Here is a 20555-nt window from a genome sequence, read left to right on the forward strand (position 1 = left end):
TGCATATGGCTTTCGTGACGGCTCAGATGAGGTCTCAACCCATCGGTGGCAAGCTTCGCATGTGCTAGCTGCCTGCAACCTTTACGGTCGACTCCAGCAGATGGTTGCGATAGCGGTCGCGCAGCGTTTTCTTGTCGATCTTGCCGGTGGCGGTGAGCGGAACGCTGTCGATGATCACCGCATCGGGCATCCACCATTTGACGATCTGCGGTTCGAGAAACGCCAGAACGGTCTCGATGCATATTTGCGCATCGTCGTGTGGTTCGATGATCAGGATCGGGCGCTCTTCCCATTTTTCATGAGTTACCCCAACCACCGCGGCAATTCGCACGCCTGGGCAGCCCACGGCGATGTTTTCGATGTCGATTGAGCTGATCCATTCGCCGCCGGACTTGATCACGTCCTTGCTGCGGTCGGTGATGCGCATGTAGCCGTTGGGGTCGAGCGTGGCGATGTCGCCCGTGTCGAACCAGCCGTCAGCGTCGAGCGCGCTGGTGTCGCTGCGGAAATAACGCTCAACGGTCCAGGGACCGCGCACGAGTAGTGCGCCGGACGTGGTGCCATCGTGCGGCAGTGAATTGCCGGCCTCGTCGACGATCTTCAGCTCGATGCCGAATTGGAGCCGGCCCTGGCGAGTCCAGATGGCCTCCCTGGTGGCGGCGTCGCCCTGTGCGGCGAGCTTGGGCGTGGGTGTGGCGACGACGCCGAGCGGGCTCGTCTCGGTCATGCCCCAGAGTTGCCTGACGCTCACGCCGTAGCGTGTCTCGAATTTCTCTGCCAGTGCGCGGGGTACGGCGGATCCCGCTATAACCAGGCACTTGAGCTGACCAGTGCTTTCGCCGGTGCGCTCCAGATGGTTGAGATACATGGTCCAGATCGTCGGCACTCCGCCGGAGAAGGTCACGCCTTCGTCCTGAATCAATTCCTGCAGGCTCGCACCGTCCATCTTGTCGCACGGCAACACGAACTTGCAGCCGTTGATGGCCGCTGTGAAGGGCACGCCCCAGGCGGTGGCGTGGTAGAGCGAGGAACAGGGCATGATGCAGTCGAACGCCGAAAACCCGAAGGCACCGGTGAGGCCCGCCGCCATGGCGTGCAGGACTACCGAGCGGTGGCTGTAGACGACACCCTTCGGGTTGCCGGTGGTGCCGGAGGTGTAACAGAGCATGGCGCCCGCATGCTCGTCGAACCGTGGCCAGTCGGTGACCGGCTGTTCCCGGGCGATCAACGTCTCATAGCTCAGCGCACCGAGTTCACCCGGCTCGGTACGTTCAGCGTCTGACAGCATGATGAAGGTATGGATGTGCTCCAGCCGCGGCCGAACGCGCTCGACCACAGCGAGGAAGCTGCGGTCGAACAGCAGCACGGCGCTCCCAGCGTGGTTGAGGGTATAGACAATCTGTTCATCCGACAGCCGCGGATTAGCGGTGTGTAGCACCGCGCCGATGCCGGGCACCGCGAAGAACAGCTCGAAATGACGATGCGTGTTCCAGGCCATGGACGAGACCAGGTCGCCGGGTTTGACGCCCAGGCTGCGCAACATTGAGGCTGCCTGTCCGGAGCGTTTCGCCAGGCCCGCATAGTCGTAGCGCCAGATGGGTTCGTCCACCAGCCGAGACACCACTTCCGTGTCGCCATGGGCGAGGGCGGCGTGGGTGAGGATGCCGCTGATCATCAGCGGGGTCTGCTGCATCGTACCTTTGAGCATCGTCGTATCCTTTTTATTGTTGTCTGGATGACGGTCGCGCTTGCCGACATCACTCGTTGGAATACTGTTTCGCGGCGTTTTTACCAGTCAGTCCGTGCCCGGCCTGATCACCAGCAAGCTGGCTTCTACAAAAGTCACGGCCACACGATCCTGTAGAGGCGAGCTTGCTCGCGAAGCGGTTTCTCACAGCCCGTAATTATTCAACTCCCTGGCAATCAACAGCCGCTGAATCTCGCTGGAGCCTTCATAGATCTGCGTGATGCGCGCGTCGCGGTAGTGGCGCTCGACGGGGTAGTCCTCCAGATAACCGTAGCCGCCGTGGATCTGCATGGCCTTTGAGCAGACGTATTCGGCTACCTCCGAGGCGAACAGCTTGGCCTGGGAGGCTTCGGACAGGCACGGCAGATTGGCGCTACGCAGGCGCGCGGCATGCAGGATGAGCAGTCGCGCGGCGTTGATCCGCGTGTGCATGTCCGCGAGCATGTTCGCCACGCTCTGGTGTTCGATGATTGGCTTGTCGAACTGGATGCGTTCGCGGGCGTAACCCAGCGCCGCCTCGAATGCCGCGCGGGCGATGCCGAGGGCTTGGGCACCGATGCCGATGCGGCCGCCTTCGAGATTGGAAAGCGCAATGGCCAGCCCCTTGCCGCGCGGGCCGAGCAGGTGGGCTTGCGGGATGCGGCAGTCACGCAGGGTAACGCCGCAGGTGTCCGAGGCACGAATGCCCATCTTCTTTTCCATGCGGTCAACGACGAAACCGGGGTTGTCGGTGGGCACGAGAAACGCGGAGAGGCCTTTCTTTCCCAACTCTGGATCGGTAACGGCGAAGACGATGGCGATCTTGGCACGCTTGCCGTTGCTGACGAATTGCTTGGCGCCGTTGATGACCCATTCGCCCTTTTCCAGCACAGCACGGGTGCGCAGGTTGTGCGCCTCCGAGCCGGCCTGGGGTTCGGTGAGAGCGAAGCAACCGATGGCGCGACCGGCAGCCAGATCCGGGAGCCACTGGTCCTGCTGCTCCGGCGTGCCGTATTTGAGGATCGGACCGCAGCCGACCGAGCTGTGGATGCTCATCAGCGCACCTATGGCGCCGTCACCAGCAGATATCTCCTCTACAGCCAGCGCATAGGCGACGTAGTCCATATAGGTGCCGCCCCATTGCTCGGGCACGATCATGCCGAGCAGGCCGAGCTCGCCCAGCTGGGTGACGGTCATGTCGTCGATCCAACCGGCCTGTTCCCAGGCCTGTGCCTTGGGCGCGATTTCGGCGCGTGCAAAGTCGCGCGCCATGTCGCGGATCATCCGTTGTTCTTCGGTCAGTTCGATGTCTTGCATGGGAGCTCCCTGTGTCAGACGCCGGCGAAGAATGCGGCGACGCGCTCGGGCGTCACTTCATCCAGCGTAGGCGGGTTCCAGCGCGGGTTCTTGTCTTTGTCGACGATCAATGCGCGAACGCCCTCGATGATGTCGCCCCCATCGAACCACTGGCGGTCTAGATGCAGCTCCATGCGGAAGCAGTCGGCCAGCGATAGCTCCCGACCACGACGCAGCATTTCCAGGGTCACGCTCATCGACAGCGGTGAGCGACTGTCCATCGTTTTGAGCGTCTCGGCGGCCCAGTCGCTGTATTCGGCGCGGTTTTCTCCAGCGAGGGACTGGCGGATAGCCGCGACGGTGTCGTGCGCGAAATGCTCGTCGATGGCTGGCGAGAGTTTCGTGAGCGGTGCATCCGGCAGTTCGGTGCGGCCCATGCATACCAGCAGGTTGGTCAGTGCTTGCAGCGGCGGCGTTGACCAGTCCTGCTGGTCGAGGCAGCGCTCCAGATCGGCAAACTGTTCATGCGGCACGCAATAGTCGGCCAAGCCTGCAAACAGGGCATCGGCGGAACCGACGTGGTTTCCGGTCAGGCCCATGTAGAAACCGAGCCGGTTCGGCAGCCGCGACAGAAAATAGCTGCCGCCCACATCGGGGAAGTAGCCGATGCCGACCTCCGGCATGCCCATCCGGGTACGTTCGGAAATCACACGCAGGGAGGCACCCTGGACCAGGCCCATCCCACCACCAAGGACGAAGCCGTTCATCAGCGCCAGAAGTGGCTTGGTGTAAGCGTGGATGTATTGATCCAGCGCGTACTCCTCTTCAAAGAACTCGCGGTGCAGGCTGTCGCCGTTCCTATAGCTGTCGTACAGCGAGCGAATGTCACCGCCGGCGCAGAATGCTTTCTCGCCAGCGCCACGTAACACCACCGCGACCACGTCCGGGTCATCCGCCCAGGCCTGCAACTGGCGGTGCAGCATCCGCACCATGTCCAGGTTAACGGCATTCAATCCGGCTGGGCGGTTGAGCGTGAGGTAGCCGACGCGGTTACGAATCTCAATCAGTACCGGCGCTTCTGCGTGGGTCATGTCTGGTCCTCTTGGCGGTAGAGTTTGATGATCGCGGAGAAGTCCAGCCCGCCATGGCCTTGCATACTGAAAGCCTGGTACAGCTGCTGCGCGAGACCCCCGAGGATAACCGGCTGACGCACCTGTTTGGCCGCCTCGCTGGCGAGGCCGAGGTCCTTGAGCATAAGATCGGTGCCAAAGCCACCGCTATAGCTGCGCGACGCGGGGCCGTTCTCCAGTACGCCGGGGAAGGGGTTGTTGATCTCCGACGCCCAGCAACGACCGCTCGACGAGTTGATGATGCCGGCCAGGACCTTGGCGTCCATTCCAAGCGCCACGCCGAGCGACATGGCCTCGGCCACGCCGATCATCGAGATGCCAAGCAGCATGTTATTGGCGACCTTGGCGACCTGACCGTTACCGCTGTCGCCGCAGTGGACAATATTCTTGCCCATGGCGGACAGGATCGGCTGCGCCTTCTGAAACGCTGCCTCGCTGCCGCCGACCATGAAGGTCAAGGTGCCGGCGGCGGCGCCGACTGTGCCACCGGAAACCGGTGCGTCGAGCATCGGATTGCCGTTCTCCGCGGCTGCGGCGGCGACTTCCCGTGCGGACATCGGATCAATGGTGGAAGAATCGATCAGCAGCACGCCTGCCGGGACGTGTGCAAGCAGGCCGTCGTCGCCGAGGTAGACCTGCTTCACATGCGCGGCTGCCGGCAGCATGGTGATGATGGCTTCGATACCTGCGCCCGCGACCGCTGCAGGCGAGGTCGCCTCTTTGGCCCCGGCCTCGACCAGGCCCGACACTGCAGCCGCGCAGAGGTCGAACACCGTGATTTGATGGCCGGCTTTGAGCAGGTTGCGCGCCATCGGCCCGCCCATGTTGCCCAGCCCTAGAAAACCGATATGCATGGCCGTTTCCTTCTTGTTTTGATTGACGGCTTAAACGGCGCCTAGCCGGCGCCGATCCTGTTACTTGAGGTTGATCGTGGTGTTCACCGGGCCGCCCACTTCATTTTCATCGAACCAGCGCTGGGTAACCGTCTTGGTCTGAGTGTAGAACTGCACCACCTGCTTGCCATACGGGCCGAGGTCGCCGAGCTTGGAGGCGCGTGAGCCGGTAAAGGAAAACATCGGCACCGGTACCGGGATCGGTACGTTGATACCCACCTGGCCCACATCGATCTCTTCCTGAAAATGCCGGGCGGCGGCGCCGGAGCGGGTGAAGAGGGCGGTGCCGTTGCCGTTGGGGTTGGCATTGATCAGCTCGATGGCCTGATCGAGGGTGTCGACCTGCATGACGCAGAGCACCGGGCCGAAGATCTCCTCGCGGTAGATGGTCATCTCAGGCGTTACCCCAGAGAAGATGGTTGGACCCACGAAATTGCCGTTGTCGTAACCCGCCACCTGAGGATTGCGCCCGTCGAGGACCAGCTCGGCGCCTTCGGACACGCCGCGCTCGATCAGCGAGCTAATGCGATCCAGTGCAGCGCAGGACACCACCGGACCGACGTCGGTCCCGCTTTCGGCGCCTGCGTTGACTTTCAATGTCTTGGCTTTGGCGATCAGGTCTGGCAGCCAGCTCTGCGCTTCGCCCACGAGGATCAGCACCGACAGGGCCATACACCGTTGGCCAGCTGCGCCGAAAGCGGCGCCGGCCAGGTTGTTGAGCGTCTGCTCCTTGTGAGCGTCGGGCAGGATGATGCCGTGGTTCTTCGCGCCCATCATGCACTGCACGCGCTTGCCGGCCTGGCTGGCACGGTTGTAGACGTGCGTGCCCACCTTGGTCGAGCCGACGAAGGAGACGGCCTTGATGTCCGGATGGTCGCAGATCAGGTTCACCGCGTCGGCGCCACCGTGGATGACGTTAAGCACGCCCGGTGGCACGCCTGCTTCCATCGCCAACTCGGCAAGGCGCATGGTCACCATTGGGTCCTGTTCGGAGGGTTTGAGGACAAAGGTATTGCCGGTGGCGATGGCCATCGGGAACATCCACAGCGGGATCATTGCCGGAAAATTGAAAGGTGTGATGCCGGCACAGACGCCCAGCGGTTGCAGCAAGGTGTAGGTGTCGACGCCCGTGGCCACGTTGTTGGCGAGCTCGCCCAGCTGCAGGTTGCCGATACCGGCGGCATGCTCGACCACCTCTAGCCCACGGAACACATCGCCCTCGGCGTCCGGCAGGGTCTTTCCCTGTTCGGCGGTGAGGATGGAGGCGAGCTCCTTCATGTTTTCGCGGATCAGCTGTTGGTACTTGAGGAAGATGCGCGACCGCGCGCCAATGGGCGTCTTTCGCCAGGTTTTGAAAGCTTCTTTGGCGCTCGCGACGGCAGCGTTCATCTCAGCTTCGGTGGCGAAGGGGACCCGCGCCAGGACTTCCTGCGTCGCCGGATTGACGATGTCGCGCCACTCGCTGGTGGTCGACTCGACCAGCTCACCGCCGATCAGGAGTTTGACTGTGGGGATGGCACTTGACGGGGTCATGGTGTGTCCTACCGGTTGTTGTTATTTGGTTAGGCAAGTTGATGGAGCTGTCCTGATCCTAGAGTGCAAATTTGCTAACATCAATGCGGCTTGCTGCATACTGAGTCTGCATAAATGCACACCCGTTCCGCGCGGCGCGTGCCGCTTAGCAGTCGGGCTTCGCCGCCTTGTTCGGTTAGGTACACTCAGCCCGCAAGACACCCGTCGACTGGTCGTTAAAGGTACTGATGCAGATTGCAAATATCCCCGGTGGGAACCTGGCAACCGATTCCCTTCCGAATCCGCTGCCGTTCGATGATCCCGTGCTTGATGTGCTGCCCATGGGCGTTTGCATGCTCGATGCAAACGGTGCAGTGCTGCGCTACAACCGATTGGCCGATCAGCTGTGCGGCGGTGTCATAGCCAGTCAGGGACGCTTGCGGATCGTACGCAGCGATGGTGCGTTGCTGCCGCTGGCCGATACGCCGTTGGCTTACACGATCCGCACCGGACGCTCCGCGCTGGATGTTGCGCTATTGATCGAGCGGCCCGACGGTGTTCCGGCCGCTGTCCTGGCCAATATCGAGGCACTGCGCAACGACACGGGGCAGATCATGGGCGCAGTGGTCTGTTTCCAGGCCAGCACGCCGGCGCGAGAATCGAATGCGGATAACCGGCGTAACCTCGACTGGTTGAGCGCAATCGTGAACAACACGCCCGAATGCGTGAAGGTCGTCGACCGCGACGGGGTACTGATCCAGATGAACCCAGCTGGTCTGCAAATGCTCGAGGCCAACGCGCCGCAGGACGTGGAGGGTGGCTGCGTATTCGATCTGGTCGCTCCCGAGTTTCGAACGATGTGGAAAGAGCATCATCTGCGGGTGTGCGACGGCGAGAAGCTCAGCTGGGAATTCGACATCATCAACCTCGCTGGAAAACGGCGACACATGGAAACCCATGCGGTGCCCATGACGCTGCCAAACGAAGGCAGCGGATCAAGGGGCGGTTTCGTGCAACTGGCGATCACCCGCGACATTACCGAACGCAAGCAACTGGAGGCAGCCAACCAGGAGGCGGAACAGCGTCTGCGCGATCTTCTGGAAGCCTTGCCCACCGCCGTTTACACGACCGATGCCAAGGGTGTGGTCACGTATTTCAATCAGGCCTGCGTCGAGCTGGCGGGACGGGTGCCGCAGGTCGGCGTGGATGAATGGAACGTGATCTGGCGGCTCTGCCGTCCCGACGGTACACCCATAGAGCCGGGCACCTGCCCATTGGCGAAAGCGATTGCCGAAAACAGGTCTTTCCAGGCGGTAGAAGCGCTGGCGCAGCGTCCGGATGGCAGCAGCGTGCCGTTTCTCGGTTATCCGGCGCCGTTGTGTAACGACGCGGGCGAGGTAATCGGCGCGGTGAACATGATGGTTGACATCACTGAACGTAAGTTGGCCGAGGACCATCGCCAGTTGTTACTCAACGAGCTGAACCATCGGGTTAAAAACACGCTTGCGACGGTACAGTCGATTGCAGCGCAGAGCTTTAGGCGAGACTCTGAAAATCAGAGCTATCAATGGTTTGAAGGTCGTTTGATTGCTTTATCCAAGGCACACGACGTCCTATCGCGTGAGAACTGGCACACCGCTGACCTGCGTGAAGTCATTGAGCAGGCGATCGCGCCGTTCCGGGTCAGCAGCCGGCAACGTTTCGTCACCGAAGGGCCTGTGCAACGGTTGCGGCCTAAACTGGCATTGGCGCTCGCCATGGCGCTGCATGAGTTGTGTACCAACGCGGCCAAATATGGCGCCTTGTCCAGCGACTCGGGGCAGGTTCGCATCGTCTGGAAGGTGTCACAGTCTGAGCAGACAACCACACTGCAGCTGCACTGGGAGGAGGCTGGCGGGCCGATCGTCGCTTCGCCCGTACGTAAAGGGTTCGGATCGAGGCTGCTCGAACGCGGCCTGGGCGGTGAACTGAACGCAGAGGTACGCCTGGCCTTCCTCACGGGCGGGGTGGTTTGCGATATCGAGGTGCCGTTGCAATGAATGGTCTCTGCTCAAGCGTCTTGGTCATCGAGGATGAGGCGCTGGTCGGTATGCTGCTGGAAGACATGCTGCAAGACATTGGCTGTGAGCACGTGGAGCTGGTGCCACGCTTTGCCGATGGTATGAAGGCCGCCGAGAGTGGCAGCTATGACCTGGCGGTGCTGGATGTGAATCTGGACGGCATCAACAGCTTTCCGATCGCGGAGCGTCTGATTGCGCGGAGTATCCCGCTGATTTTCGCTACCGGCTATGGTTCGGTTGGAATGGACCCGCGTTACGCGCATGTTCCGACGCTCCAAAAACCGTTCTTTTTCGCTGACCTTGAGCGCGTCGTGCGGCAGGCGCTAGGCAAAAGCTGACGGTCCAAGACATGATATCAATGAACAAGCCCGCACGGGTGCGGGCTTGTATGCTGCACTGGTCGATAGCCCGTTATGGGCCCTGCGTGACGAGCGCCGAATTGCCAGTTCCATTTTGCATGATCACCGCATCGTACTGCGTCATAGCGTCCAGTCCTCCGGTTTGGACCAGAGATGCGTAGTTTTCCGTCCCCGTCTGCTCGATAGTGCCGCTGCTGTAGTAACCCTCCTGCACGACGTCGATTTCGTTCTGGGTGCCGTCCTGTGCGATAGCGACGCTATTGCCATCGAAATCCTGAGTGATGGTTACCCGGTTCTCTTCGCCTGAAGAGGTTCCCACGACCGACGAGTCACGTCCTCCCTGATCAATTGTCAGTTCGTTGCCAAGGCCCTCTTGGGTGAACGAGATGTATCCATCTCCTACGAACGCCACGATATCCGCCACATTGTCTGAGCCGTTCTGCACCAAGTCGACCGAACCTGAGTTGTAGCGAACAGCAGATGGCTGATCTACCGTAGCCTGATTGTTGGTGCCGTTCTGGCTGATGGAGGCGGTGGCGCCGTAGGGGAAGCCGTCTTGTGTCAGTGTCAAACGGTTATCGGAGCCCGTCTGGATCGTGGTAGCGAAAGCGCCCCCAGCCTGCTCAACATAAGCTGTGTTGCCAACGCCTGACTGGGTACCGTCGTACCGGTTGCCAATGCCTTCCTGAGACAGCTCGATTGCATTGAGCTGCCCGTCCTGGCTGATCGCAGCGCTGCTGACGTCTCCATCCAATTGCTCGACATAGGCAATGTTGCCGGTACCCATCTGGGAAATGCTCGCTGTGTGACCGTTCTCGGCGGAAGTCTGGGCAACGGTTGCCAGATTGACATCCCCATCCTGGGTAATGTCGACCGAACCGTTAGCACCGGTTTGGTCCGTGATCGAGATGTTACCGTCGCCGCGCTGATCGCTGTTCGCCGTCAGACCGTATCCTTGCTGGCTCGTAAGGACAACGTTTGCCGTGCCGTCCTGGATCTGACTGATGCTGCCTTCATCGCCCTGCTGCATGACCTCGGCGTTGTTGTCAGACCCTGTCTGTTCCTGTGTCGATTCGCTATCAGCGATAGCCTGGTTAGCAATGAACAGCGTTATAGCGGCCGCCAGTATTGTTTTTCTTGTGTCCATTTCAGTGTCCTTTGGGTTAAGGAAACCGTGTTCTAGCCGTGTCGTTTGTGCCCGTCTACCCATCGTTAGGGCGATGTTGGATCAGCGGAGCATTAAGCCCAACGGTAGTTCGTTGCAGACCCCGGAAAGCGGGCTTGGCGGTGTTTCGATGCTACTTTTTTCGGTTGTACTGATTTGCAATAAGCGGCGCAGTGCTTAGGTCGGCGCGTTGCGCCTTATCAGCTGAAACGAGGAGCAAAGCGCGAACAGCACGTGTCGTTCGCGCTCCCCTATGTTCACTACGTTAAACCGGCGTCGGTGCGTCTTCTGGAAGCAGCTGTTTGGCTTTCAATGCGCGCCAGAACTCATCCGGGATCTCGGCTTCATACTGCTCCACGTACTGCTTCGGGCGTTTCGGGTTGCTGGTGCCTGGGATAGCCGAGAGCACAGCCGGGTGAGCGAGGCAGAACTGCAGCGCAGCGGCCCTCAGATCGACGCCGAACGTTTGGCATACCGATTCGAGCTGAGCGGTCTTCTGGCGAATCTCATCGGGCGCTTGTGCATAGTCGTAGTGGTTGCCGCCAGCCAGGACGCCGGAGTTGAAAGGGCCGCCTATCACAATGCCAATGCCGCGCTCCACGCACTGCGGAAACAGCGTGTCCAGTGCCTCGCGGTGGTCGAGCAGGGAATAGCGGCCGGCAAGCAGAAATACGTCCGGGTCGGCTTGCTCCAGCGCCATGCGGCAGGGCTCGACCAGGTTCACGCCCAGTCCCCAGCCCCGGATCATGCCTTCCTCACGCATCTGTGTCAGCGCTTTGGCCGCGCCTTGCATGGCCTGTTGGAAATACTCGGTCCACTGCGGCCCCCACTGGTCTTCCGAGACATCATGTATGAATACGACATCGATGCGGTCAACGCCCATGCGCTCCAGGCTGTCTTCAATCGAGCGTCGCGCACCGTCCGCCGAGTAGTCGACGACACGCCTGTTGGGAAGCTCGTCGACGAAGGGTTGGGCATTCTCGGGCTTATTCGTCGGCTGCAGCAAACGGCCCACCTTGGTGCTCAACACGAATTCATCACGTGGTTTGCTACTGAGCATGCGGCCAAAACGCTGCTCGGCGAGGCCCGCGCCATAATGTGGTGAGGTGTCGTAATAGCGTATTCCGGCGTCCCAGGCGGCCTTGAGCGTAGCGTCGGCGGTTGGCTCGTCGAGCGGCGTGAACATGTTGCCTAGCGGCGCGCCGCCAAAACCAAGACGTGGAAGGGTGATACGCATATTGCCTCCTCTTATGCAGGTGGAGCCGAAAAGATCGGCGTCTTTGCATGGGAGGGCGTCTGGAACGGGATGTTCCAATTTGGTGGAGTAACGGTTGGCGTCATCAGCCGTTGGCAAGACGCTAAGAACAAAGCCGAACAGGTCGGATGATTTCGGCCAGGACGCCGTACGAATCGTGCGGTGAGCTGAGTTTGAGCAGGCGGAACGCTCGGCTAGCGGAGGGGAGGAGAGGTCGGAGCAGGCGCTGCGTCCGGAGGACGTCAGCGGCCCGGTTTCCAGAATGCAGTGCCTTAGTTCACGGCGTCCTTCAGCGATTTGCCCGGCTTGAAGCCTGGCAGCTTTGCTGCGGAAATCTTGATCGTTGCGCCAGTCTGCGGATTGCGGCCATCTCGGGCTGCACGCTCTTTGACGGCAAAGGTGCCGAAGCCGACCAGCGTCACGCTGTCGCCGTTCTGCAGGGTAGTGGTAACGCTCTCAGTGAAGGCGTCCAGCACGCGAGTGGCAGTGCTCTTAGGTACATCGGCGGAGGCGGCGATCGCTTCAATCAACTCGGCTTTATTCACAGGTGTGGCTCCAGATTGGAATGGGGGGACAGTATAAGCAGCGTCTTGCTCTGTCGCCTGCGGCAAATTTCCTCTTTTGCAAAAAAATCTTCCGGCCGCGGCAAATTCGCTTGTTTACCTGATCCAGGCGCATCTGTCTGGACAGCAGGATTTTGGCTCCGGTTCATTGCCGTCCCGACTATTGGTAGCTTGGCTGTCGGCTGGATGCATCGCGTTCCGCGCGCCGTCGTTACTGGCCTGTCACGGTTAAAGGGCGCCTGCGACTGGCCCACTCACCTATCGATTGGCCCGCATGAACTCTAGTAGCGGATGTCGATGTCGATTTCGCTCGGCGTATCGCCCGGAATTTCAAAGCGGCTCTCCTCGAATGCTGGCGGGCCCATCACCTTCGGGTTATTGGACAGGCCGTACCCTTCGGTTGGAAACATGCCAAACCGGAGGTCTAGCTTTCCGTTATCGTTTTCGTCGTGATACGCCATCACTGCGTAATGACCGGCTGGCACGCCTTCGAACACCACCGTGACCGTCCCGGCCTTGGCTGCCGACTCGGCGGACGCAAAGGCCTGGTCGGCCTTGCGGAAGGTCTTGGGATCCGAAAACAGTGCCACGCGAACCGTCCCCTGGTCGTGTTCGAGGTTGTTCAGCCTGACCGTCAGCGGCTGGTCGTCGGCGAAAGCCGCTTGACCCGCCGCCACTGCTATGAAGGAAAGCGCTAGGCGCGGTGTCATCGATTCGCTCCTGGTTGACATGCATCTCGAAGGTCCTGGCGTATCCACATGGGGTGGTGTGCCCTGAAGAGTCCCGCGATATTGCCGCGGTTATGCGCGGTCGGCCAGCCTAAGCGGCACATTAGCCGCCCAGTGTGTATAGGGTGATGACATCATGGCGCCGCAAGAACGGCGATGCGATGCTAGGCGTTAAATAACCTACCGACCGAGCCCCCATGGAAAAGGCCCACCTTCAGCGGTTGATTATCGACAGGCTGCAATCCGATCTGGTGGTTGCAAAGGATGCACTAAGGGCATCCCATGAAGCTGCGACGCATGCAGAAAGCAAAGCAGAGAACAAGTACGACACCCGGGGGCTGGAAGCGGCCTATCTGGCCGATGGCCAACGGCGGCGTGTGCATGAAATAGAGACAGCGCTATCGAGCTATCGAAACCTGCCCGTACGATCGCATCACAATGAAGCGATAACCCTAGGAGCACTGGTTTCGCTGGAGTCCGCTGACCATTATCGTTGGGTCTTCCTGGGACCGGATGCGGCAGGCATTAGCGTGTCACTTGAGGGCGAAGAGGTGTTGGTGATCTCGCCGCGCTCGCCACTGGGCCGAGCATTGCTGGGCTGCCTGGCGGGCGACGAAATCGAGATTCACGTAGAAAGCCAGTCTCACCATTACACCGTGGATAGGGTCATCTAAGACCGCTTCGCAGTCCGTGCTATCAGGGTAGCCATACCCAGCTCGATGTCCCGACGATTGCCTTTAGTTTCAGCAATCTACGTTCGATATCTAACAGAAAGCACGCACATACAGCTGTCTCCTTAGGTAAAACACGTCAGTCGTGATTACTCGATAAACCACATGCAGTTTCGATTATAAACTGTTGATATTTAGGCGCTTATATCGGTCTTTAGCCGTTCCTTAGATTCACCCATCCAAGCGGCGCTCGCGCGAAATGTTCACGTGCTGATCCACAGCCCAGCTGACAGCCAGGCCTGGCTGACCGTCAGGAAACCGACACCAAAACTTCACACAGAAACAATTTGACGCATCCGCTGGAGCTGACTATCGTGCCGCATGTAGATGATAAGCAATCTCATTAGTATTTGCGGAGGTGGTGGTGAACGCATTGACTCGCGTCGCCTACGATGGGCCTGGGGAAGGTTACAAGTTCCCGCCATCGTATCGATTCTATTCACCGGCTGGGGGCATCGAAGCCAGCGGTTGTTTCAAGGTGATAGACACGCCGGCGGAAGGCGCCGGGCCGGCTCTGGATCAGGATGTTCAGCGCGGATTCGCCGAAGCCCAGGCAGCCGGGCTGAGCAATCCCGTATTGGTCGGCGTGATTCCATTCGATAAGCAGCAACCCTCAAGCTTGTTCATTCCGCGACACGTCAGTCATCTCCCGCCAACGGCGCCCCCTACCTCGATATGTGGGTTTGCTTGTGGAAGAGCCCGTCAGTACATCGAACAGCCGGACCAGGCTGGCTTCCAGCAGGCCGTTACCCGGGCGCTTGATGTGCTGCGTAAGGGACGGCTCGACAAGGCTGTGCTGTCTCGTCTGTTGCAGCTTGAATTCGACGAGCCGCCATGCGCGGCAACGATCTTCCAAGGGTTGCGTCAGCAGAATCCCGAGGCGTACCACTTCCTCGCGGACTTGCCTGACGGCAGCGTATTGATCGGCGCCAGTCCCGAGCTGCTGCTGCGCAAGATCGATCAGCGTCTGGAAACCAACCCTCTGGCCGGCTCAGCCCGGCGTCATGGCAATGCAGCGGAAGACGAATATGCGGCGCAGTGCCTGCTCGATTCGGCCAAGGACCAGCACGAACACCGCCTGGTGATCCGCGATATGGAGCGCCAGCTCCGCCCGTTGTGCCGGGAGTTGCATATCCCCGCTGCACCGTCGCTCATGAGCACCACCAAGCTTTGGCACCTGTCGACGCGGATTGAAGGTGAGCTTGTCGAGCCCGTATCGGCACTTAAACTGGCGTGCCAGTTACACCCGACCCCAGCGCTTTGCGGTTTTCCTACGGCAGCTGCCAAGCGACTGATTGCCGAACTTGAGCCCTTTGATCGAGGCGTTTTCGGCGGCATCGTTGGCTGGTGCGATGCCACTGGTAACGGCGAGTGGGCCGTAGTGATCCGCTGTGGCGTGATCGATCAGTGCAGCGTACGGCTGTTTGCCGGGGCTGGGCTTGTATCGGAATCCTGTCCTGAGTCGGAGTGGCGCGAGACCGGCACCAAGCTCGGTACGATGCTCGCGGCGTTCGGCCTCGATCAGGAGGCAGTATGAACCTGGTTCCGTTTACACCCTGGCCCCAAGAGTTTGCCGAACGCTATCGCCGTGCCGGCTACTGGCGTGGCGAGCCGCTTGGCCAGATGCTTGCCGATCAAGCCAGCACCCAGCCGGACGCCGCTGCCGTGGTATTTGGCAACAGGACACTCAGCTATGCCGACATCGACCGTGCTGCGACGAATCTGGCGCAGCGGCTGGCGAACCGCGGCCTGGGGCAGGGTGATCGGGCCCTCGTTCAGCTGAGCAATCAGCCTGAGCTGTACATTGTGTTCTTCGCATTGATGAAAGCCGGTATCGCGCCGGTCAATGCGCTCTTCAGCCATAGCCGCCTGGAGCTGGTGGCCTATGCCTCGCAAATCCGTCCACGGCTGCTGATCGCCAGTCGCGCTCACAGGTTGTTTGCTGACGATGCCTTTGTCGATGAGCTGGTGGACCTCAATCCCGAACTCGATACCGTTCTGCTGGACGATGATCCACAGCCGGAGCTGCGTCTGCAGAGCTGGTTCGAGCCGACGCCCGTGTCGCGTTCATTCAGCCCTACGCCGGCCAGCGAGGTGGCGTTCTTTCAGCTTTCCGGCGGCAGTACCGGCACGCCGAAACTGATCCCCCGCACCCATGACGACTACCTCTACAGTGTCCGTCGCAGCGTCGAGATCTGTCGCTTCGATCACGACACCCGTTACCTCTGTGCGCTACCGGCAGCGCACAACTTTCCGCTGAGCTCACCTGGCGCGCTAGGCGTGTTCCTCGCCGGAGGCTGTGTCGTGCTGAGCCCGGACCCCGGTCCGGCCAGTTGCTTCCCGTTGATCGCGCAGCATCGGGTCAACGTCACGGCATTGGTGCCGTCAGCCCTGGCCATGTGGATGCAGGCAGCTCCCGGACATCGAGACAAGCTCGCCTCGCTGCAGTTGGTGCAGGTCGGGGGAGCGAAATTACCGGAGTCCCAGGCCAGGCGAGTGCCACTGGTGCTGGGGTGTCGGCTGCAACAAGTCTTTGGCATGGCTGAAGGGCTGGTCAATTACACCCGGCTGGATGACAACGACGAGCACGTCTACCAGACCCAGGGACAGCCAATGAGCCCGGATGACGAGATCAAGGTCGTCGATCGCGAGGGTAATCCGGTGGCCATGGGTGAGGTTGGGGCGCTGATGACACGCGGCCCCTACACCATACGGGGGTACTTCCAGAGCCCGGAGCACAACGCCGTCGCATTCGATACCGACGGCTACTACCGCTCCGGTGATCTGGTCCGCCAGCGAGCTGACGGTTACCTCGTGGTCGTCGGCCGAATCAAGGACCAGATCAATCGCGGTGGCGAAAAGATCGCAGCCGAAGAGGTGGAAAACCTGCTGATGGCGCATCCGGCCGTGGCGCAGGCGGCGTTGGTTTCCGTTCCCGATGAGGCCATGGGCGAGAAGAGCTGCGCCTACATCGTAAGCCATGACCCCAAGCTCAAGGGCATCGTGCTGCGCAAGTTCCTGCGGGGGCTTGGCCTGGCGGACTACAAGCTGCCTGATCGATTTGAGCATATCGATGCATTGCCAATGACAGCGGTCGGCAAGGTGGACAAGAACCGCCTGCGCCGTCGCGTCGCTGAACAACTGACCGTCACCGAATAAGGATTCGTTTCATGGCAATTCCCACCCTGACGCCTTACCGCCTGCCCAGCGAATGGAGTGCGAACAAAGTGCAGTGGTCACTTGCACCGGATCGCGCGGTGCTGCTGATCCACGACATGCAAGCGTACTTCTGCGATTTCTGGGGCCAGGACAGCGTCTTTATCGACCAATTGGTCTCGCGTCTGGCACAGGTTCGCCAGTGCTGCAAAGCATTGGGGATTCCCGTCGTCTATACCGCGCAGCCGGGCGAGCAGGCCGATGCGGACAGGGCGCTGCTAACCGACATGTGGGGGCCGGGCATCACTCAATATCCCGAGCGTCAGACAATCGTAGAAGGCTTGTCTCCCACCGAGGGCGACACGGTTCTGGTGAAGTGGCGCTACAGCGCGTTTCAGCGCTCGCCTCTGGAGCACATGCTGAGCGAGCTCGGTCGCGATCAGCTGATCATTGGTGGTATCTACGGCCATATTGGCTGCCTGATGACAGCCTGTGATGCGTTCATGCGGGACATCCAGCCCTTCATGCTGGCGGACGGCATCGCAGACTTCGGACTGGCCGAGCACCAGATGGCGCTGGACTACGTGGCAACGCGGTGCGGCAAGGTGGTGACATGCCGCGAGGTGCTCGAGCTGGGCACCGCCAACCGGTCATTGCCGAGTCGGGAGGGGCTGGAAGCCCGGTTGCTGTCGATGCTCGACGAGATGGATGAACCCTTCGATCCCGACGAGAACCTGCTCGACTACGGTCTGGATTCGATTCAGATCATGACCCTGCTAAGCGAATGGCGGGAGCAGGGGCTCGAGCTGAGCTTTACCGATCTGGCCAGGACCCCAACGTTGAATGGCTGGTGGGCGTTGATAGAAAAACATGGAGGTGCCCAATGAGGCCGCTCGGTATCGCCCAACAAGGGCTCTGGTCCGGCTACCTGCTCAACGAAGACCGCGCCATGTTCAACACCGCCGAATGCATCGCATTTGCCGGCAAGATCCATGAAACGACGCTGATCGCTGCAGTGCGGCAGGCCGTGCAGGAGTGCGAGGCGCTATCTGGGGTGTTCGTGGCCGAGGACGACGCCATCTTCTTCGAACCCTGCGAACTGCCGGTGGTTGTGCAGCAGGTGCAGGTTCCGGCAGGGGCGGATGCCGAGCGCTGGGTCCGTGACTGGGCCATGCGCGACATTCGCGTAGCGATCGATCTGCAGCGCGAGTTGCCGTGCAGGTTCGCGTTGCTCCAGGCCGAAGGGCGCGATTTTCTCTACAGCTGTGTGCATCACATTGCTCTGGATGGCTACGGCACCAACTTGCTTTATCAACGAATCGCCGAGCTCTACGGCGCCTTGGTGAAAGGCGACCCGGCACCTGCAAGCGGGTTTGGCCGATATGAAGACGTTCTGCAGGAAGATGCCGAGCGGGACGCTCAGGGTCGTACCGCTGCTGCCCGTGGCTACTGGCTGGAAGCCTTGTCACACATGCCGGAACCGGCCAGCTTCAGCGAACGCAGTGCGCCGATTTCGGCTACCTTCATCCGTCACGAGGCCCCGTTCACAGCGCCCTTGTGGCGGGCCTTGAATCAGGTTGCCGAAGCTCAGGGTGTGGGCTGGCCGGACCTGCTGCTGGCGGGCGTCTCGGCTCATCTCCGGCAGGTGAGTGGCGCTCGCTCCCAAGTGCTGGGGTTGATGGTGATGAACCGCATCGGCTCCGCCTCGTTTAACGTGCCGTGCATGCAGATGAACATCGCACCGTTGTGCCTGGATCTGCCGGACGACGCCGATCTGATCACCAGTGCCAAAGCCATCGGCAAGCTGCGTCGGGGCAGCCGCAAACATCAGCATTACCGCTACGAATCGCTGCGCCGCGACCTGGGGCGTGTTGGCGGCGAGCAGCGATTATTCGGCCCGCTGATCAACATCATGCCGTTCGACCGTCCGCTGGTGTATGGCAACTGCCCGGCGCGAACGCTGAACCTGAGCGCCGGTCCGGTGGAGGATCTGACGCTGGAAGTCCAGATCGGTGCCGACGGTATGCCGATACTCGACTACGACGCCAACCCGGCCTGCTACAGCCTCGATGAGGTGCGCAGCCTGCAGGAAGAACTGTTCGACCTGCTCGAGTGCTGGCTGGCTGAGCCGCAGCAGCCACGCGGCGTGCTGCTCGAAGAGCTGTTTGCAGTTCGCAGAGCCTGGCAAGTCCTCAAGGCTCCGGGCAGTGCTACCCACGTGCAACCGAGCAACGTCCTCGAGGCCATACGTCTCCAGGCACAGTCCCGGCCTGAGCACATCGCGCTGGTTCAGCAGGAGCAAGCCCTGAGTTATGGCGAGCTGCAGGCGCGAGCCGAAATGGTCGCTGCGGCGCTAGTCGACGAGGGGATCGAGCCGGGCCAACGCGTTGGCGTAATGCTGAGCCGGTCACCACAAGCGGTCCTGGCCCAGATGGGGGTCTTGCTCGCCGGAGCGGTGTATGTGCCTTTGGACCCGGAGCAGCCCGCCGAAAGACAGAGACTGATCTGCGAGACTGCAGGCCTGGCGCTGGTCATCACGGAGGCGGCTTATCGGCATCGGTTGGCAGACATCCATACAGGCCCGATTCAACTGATCGGCTTGCTGACCTCGGCGAACCGGACCTGCCGCCCGCGTGATAACGAAGCGGCTTGCTACCTGATGTTCACCTCCGGCTCGACCGGTACGCCGAAGGGAGTGGAAGTCAGCCATCGCGCATTGGCCCATTTCGCGCAGGCCGCTCGGAAGCGCTATGGCATTGGTTCAGCCGACCGTGTCCTGCAATTCGCACCGTTCAACTTCGATGCGAGCATTGAGGAAGTCTTCGTCAGCTTGTCGGCCGGAGCGACGCTGGTGCTGCGTACCGACCCCATGTTGCAATCGATGTCCTCGTTCGTCGATGGGCTGGAGCAGATGGCGATCAGCGTTGTTGATCTGCCTACTGCATTCTGGAATGAGTGGGTCGTGGCGTTGCGCAGCGGCCAGGTAGGGATTCCGGCATCGCTCAAGACGGTGATCATCGGCGGCGAGGCGGTATACCCCGAGCAGCTGCAAGCCTGGCAACGCGTCGTTCTGCCTGATGTTCGTTTGATCAATACCTACGGCCCGACCGAGACCACCGTGGTCGCGAGCACCTGTGATCTGCAGAGCCTCGATCCCAATCGTGAGCGGTTGCCAATCGGCCAGCCACTGGAAGGCATCGAAGCGCTGGTGCTGCAGCGTGGCAATCGCCCCGGCCAGGAAGGGGAGCTTGTGTTATTCGGGCCACAGCTTGCCAATGGTTACCTGAATAGCGACTCGCCGGCCTTCGTCCATCTGCGCATTGGCGAGGAGACGATGCGGGCCTACCGCACCGGGGACCGCGTGCGGCTGGTAGACGGCCAGCTGGTCTACCTCGGCCGGTTGGACAATGAGTTCAAGATCAGCGGCTATCGCATCCAGCCTGGCGAGGTCGAAGCGCGGATGCTGGCGCTGCCGGGCGTCGACGAAGCCTGCGTGCTGGGCCTGGAACTTGACGCCGGGGTGCGTCGGTTGGTGGCGTTCTTTTCCGGACCGCAAGACAACGTTCGCACGATCAAGCGCGAACTGAGTGCAGTGCTGCCTGCCGCGATGGTGCCAACCGACTACCGTCATTTCGCCGTCTTGCCCCGTACCGGTAGCAACAAGATCGACCGTAAACGCTTGCAGCAGGCCTATCTGCAAGGCTCGACCGAACGCGTGCTGAACGACGAGACGCAGCGGCGCGTCAGCGCTATCTGGCAGCAGATCCTTGGCGTCAGCGGCATTCAGCCAGAAGACAATTTTTTCGAACTGGGCGGGCAGTCGCTGCAGACCATCCAGATCGTCAATCGCCTGGGCGCCGAGTTCGGCACCGCCGTGAAGGTTTCCGATGTCTTCGATCATCCGCAGCTGGCGGACTTCTGCAGTTTTCTGGATAGCCGACTGCAACAGCCGGAAGAACTCGTGGAAATGGTTTGGTGAAG

The 20555-nt window shown here is 60.9% G+C and carries 16 protein-coding genes; 7 read left to right on the forward strand and 9 right to left on the reverse strand.

Annotation, left to right across the window (positions count from 1 at the left end; all coding sequences use genetic code 11):
- Nucleotides 1-64: 64 nt before the first annotated feature.
- The 5 genes from JQR87_RS09450 to JQR87_RS09470 form a co-directional block, all read right to left on the reverse strand.
- Nucleotides 65-1708 carry a long-chain fatty acid--CoA ligase gene (locus JQR87_RS09450; RefSeq protein ID WP_407290687.1) on the reverse strand — a complete coding sequence of 548 codons (1644 nt, stop codon included), beginning with the start codon at nt 1706-1708 and terminating at the stop codon, nt 65-67.
- A gap of 183 nt (nt 1709-1891) precedes the next feature.
- The gene (locus JQR87_RS09455; protein WP_407290686.1) at nt 1892-3043 is read right to left on the reverse strand and encodes an acyl-CoA dehydrogenase family protein; all 1152 of its coding nucleotides are present in this window, start codon (nt 3041-3043) and stop codon (nt 1892-1894) included.
- A 14-nt stretch (nt 3044-3057) separates the two neighbouring features.
- Nucleotides 3058-4113 carry an enoyl-CoA hydratase/isomerase family protein gene (locus JQR87_RS09460; RefSeq protein ID WP_407290685.1) on the reverse strand — a complete coding sequence of 352 codons (1056 nt, stop codon included), beginning with the start codon at nt 4111-4113 and terminating at the stop codon, nt 3058-3060.
- Entirely contained in the window at nt 4110-5006 is an 897-nt protein-coding gene (mmsB, locus tag JQR87_RS09465; RefSeq protein WP_407290684.1) for a 3-hydroxyisobutyrate dehydrogenase, read from the reverse strand. The genes JQR87_RS09460 and mmsB overlap by 4 nt, the downstream gene beginning before the upstream one ends.
- 60 nt (nt 5007-5066) lie before the next feature.
- Nucleotides 5067-6578 carry a CoA-acylating methylmalonate-semialdehyde dehydrogenase gene (locus tag JQR87_RS09470; RefSeq protein WP_407290683.1) on the reverse strand — a complete coding sequence of 504 codons (1512 nt, stop codon included), beginning with the start codon at nt 6576-6578 and terminating at the stop codon, nt 5067-5069.
- Nucleotides 6579-6805: 227 nt separating this feature from the next.
- On the opposite strand from JQR87_RS09470, the gene JQR87_RS09475 reads away from it, so the two are divergent.
- Both JQR87_RS09475 and JQR87_RS09480 read left to right on the forward strand, forming a co-directional pair.
- Nucleotides 6806-8596, forward strand: coding sequence for a sensor histidine kinase (locus JQR87_RS09475; protein WP_407290682.1), 1791 nt, complete (start codon nt 6806-6808; stop codon nt 8594-8596).
- Nucleotides 8593-8955 (forward strand): response regulator, encoded by a 363-nt coding sequence (locus JQR87_RS09480; RefSeq protein WP_407290681.1) that lies wholly within the window; start codon nt 8593-8595, stop codon nt 8953-8955. Before JQR87_RS09475 ends, JQR87_RS09480 begins: the two co-directional genes overlap by 4 nt.
- 73 nt (nt 8956-9028) lie before the next feature.
- On the opposite strand, the gene JQR87_RS09485 is transcribed toward JQR87_RS09480, so the two are convergent.
- From JQR87_RS09485 to JQR87_RS09500, 4 genes are all read right to left on the reverse strand, one after another.
- Nucleotides 9029-10123: a hypothetical protein gene (locus JQR87_RS09485; RefSeq protein ID WP_407290680.1), complete on the reverse strand. Its 1095-nt coding sequence runs from the start codon at nt 10121-10123 to the stop codon at nt 9029-9031.
- Between the two features lie 283 nt (nt 10124-10406).
- On the reverse strand, nt 10407-11378 hold the full coding sequence (locus tag JQR87_RS09490; protein WP_407290679.1) for an aldo/keto reductase: 972 nt from the start codon (nt 11376-11378) through the stop codon (nt 10407-10409).
- 290 nt (nt 11379-11668) lie between these two features.
- Complete coding sequence (locus tag JQR87_RS09495) at nt 11669-11941, reverse strand: HU family DNA-binding protein (protein WP_407290678.1); 273 nt, start codon at nt 11939-11941, stop codon at nt 11669-11671.
- A 299-nt stretch (nt 11942-12240) separates the two neighbouring features.
- The gene (locus tag JQR87_RS09500) at nt 12241-12669 is read right to left on the reverse strand and encodes a DUF2141 domain-containing protein (protein WP_407290677.1); all 429 of its coding nucleotides are present in this window, start codon (nt 12667-12669) and stop codon (nt 12241-12243) included.
- Nucleotides 12670-12884: 215 nt separating this feature from the next.
- Here JQR87_RS09500 and JQR87_RS09505 point away from each other — a divergent pair, with 215 nt between their 5' ends.
- From JQR87_RS09505 to JQR87_RS09525, 5 genes are all read left to right on the forward strand, one after another.
- Nucleotides 12885-13361 (forward strand): GreA/GreB family elongation factor, encoded by a 477-nt coding sequence (locus JQR87_RS09505; protein ID WP_407290676.1) that lies wholly within the window; start codon nt 12885-12887, stop codon nt 13359-13361.
- Between the two features lie 421 nt (nt 13362-13782).
- Nucleotides 13783-14955, forward strand: coding sequence for an isochorismate synthase (locus JQR87_RS09510; protein ID WP_407290675.1), 1173 nt, complete (start codon nt 13783-13785; stop codon nt 14953-14955).
- Nucleotides 14952-16577 (forward strand): (2,3-dihydroxybenzoyl)adenylate synthase, encoded by a 1626-nt coding sequence (locus JQR87_RS09515; protein ID WP_407290674.1) that lies wholly within the window; start codon nt 14952-14954, stop codon nt 16575-16577. Before JQR87_RS09510 ends, JQR87_RS09515 begins: the two co-directional genes overlap by 4 nt.
- Before the next feature lie 11 nt (nt 16578-16588).
- Nucleotides 16589-17461 carry an isochorismatase family protein gene (locus JQR87_RS09520; protein WP_407290673.1) on the forward strand — a complete coding sequence of 291 codons (873 nt, stop codon included), beginning with the start codon at nt 16589-16591 and terminating at the stop codon, nt 17459-17461.
- On the forward strand, nt 17458-20553 hold the full coding sequence (locus tag JQR87_RS09525) for an amino acid adenylation domain-containing protein (protein WP_407290672.1): 3096 nt from the start codon (nt 17458-17460) through the stop codon (nt 20551-20553). Before JQR87_RS09520 ends, JQR87_RS09525 begins: the two co-directional genes overlap by 4 nt.
- Nucleotides 20554-20555 lie beyond the last annotated feature (2 nt).

This window comes from Stutzerimonas stutzeri (genome assembly GCF_051028275.1).
GTDB lineage: Bacteria > Pseudomonadota > Gammaproteobacteria > Pseudomonadales > Pseudomonadaceae > Stutzerimonas > Stutzerimonas stutzeri_AS.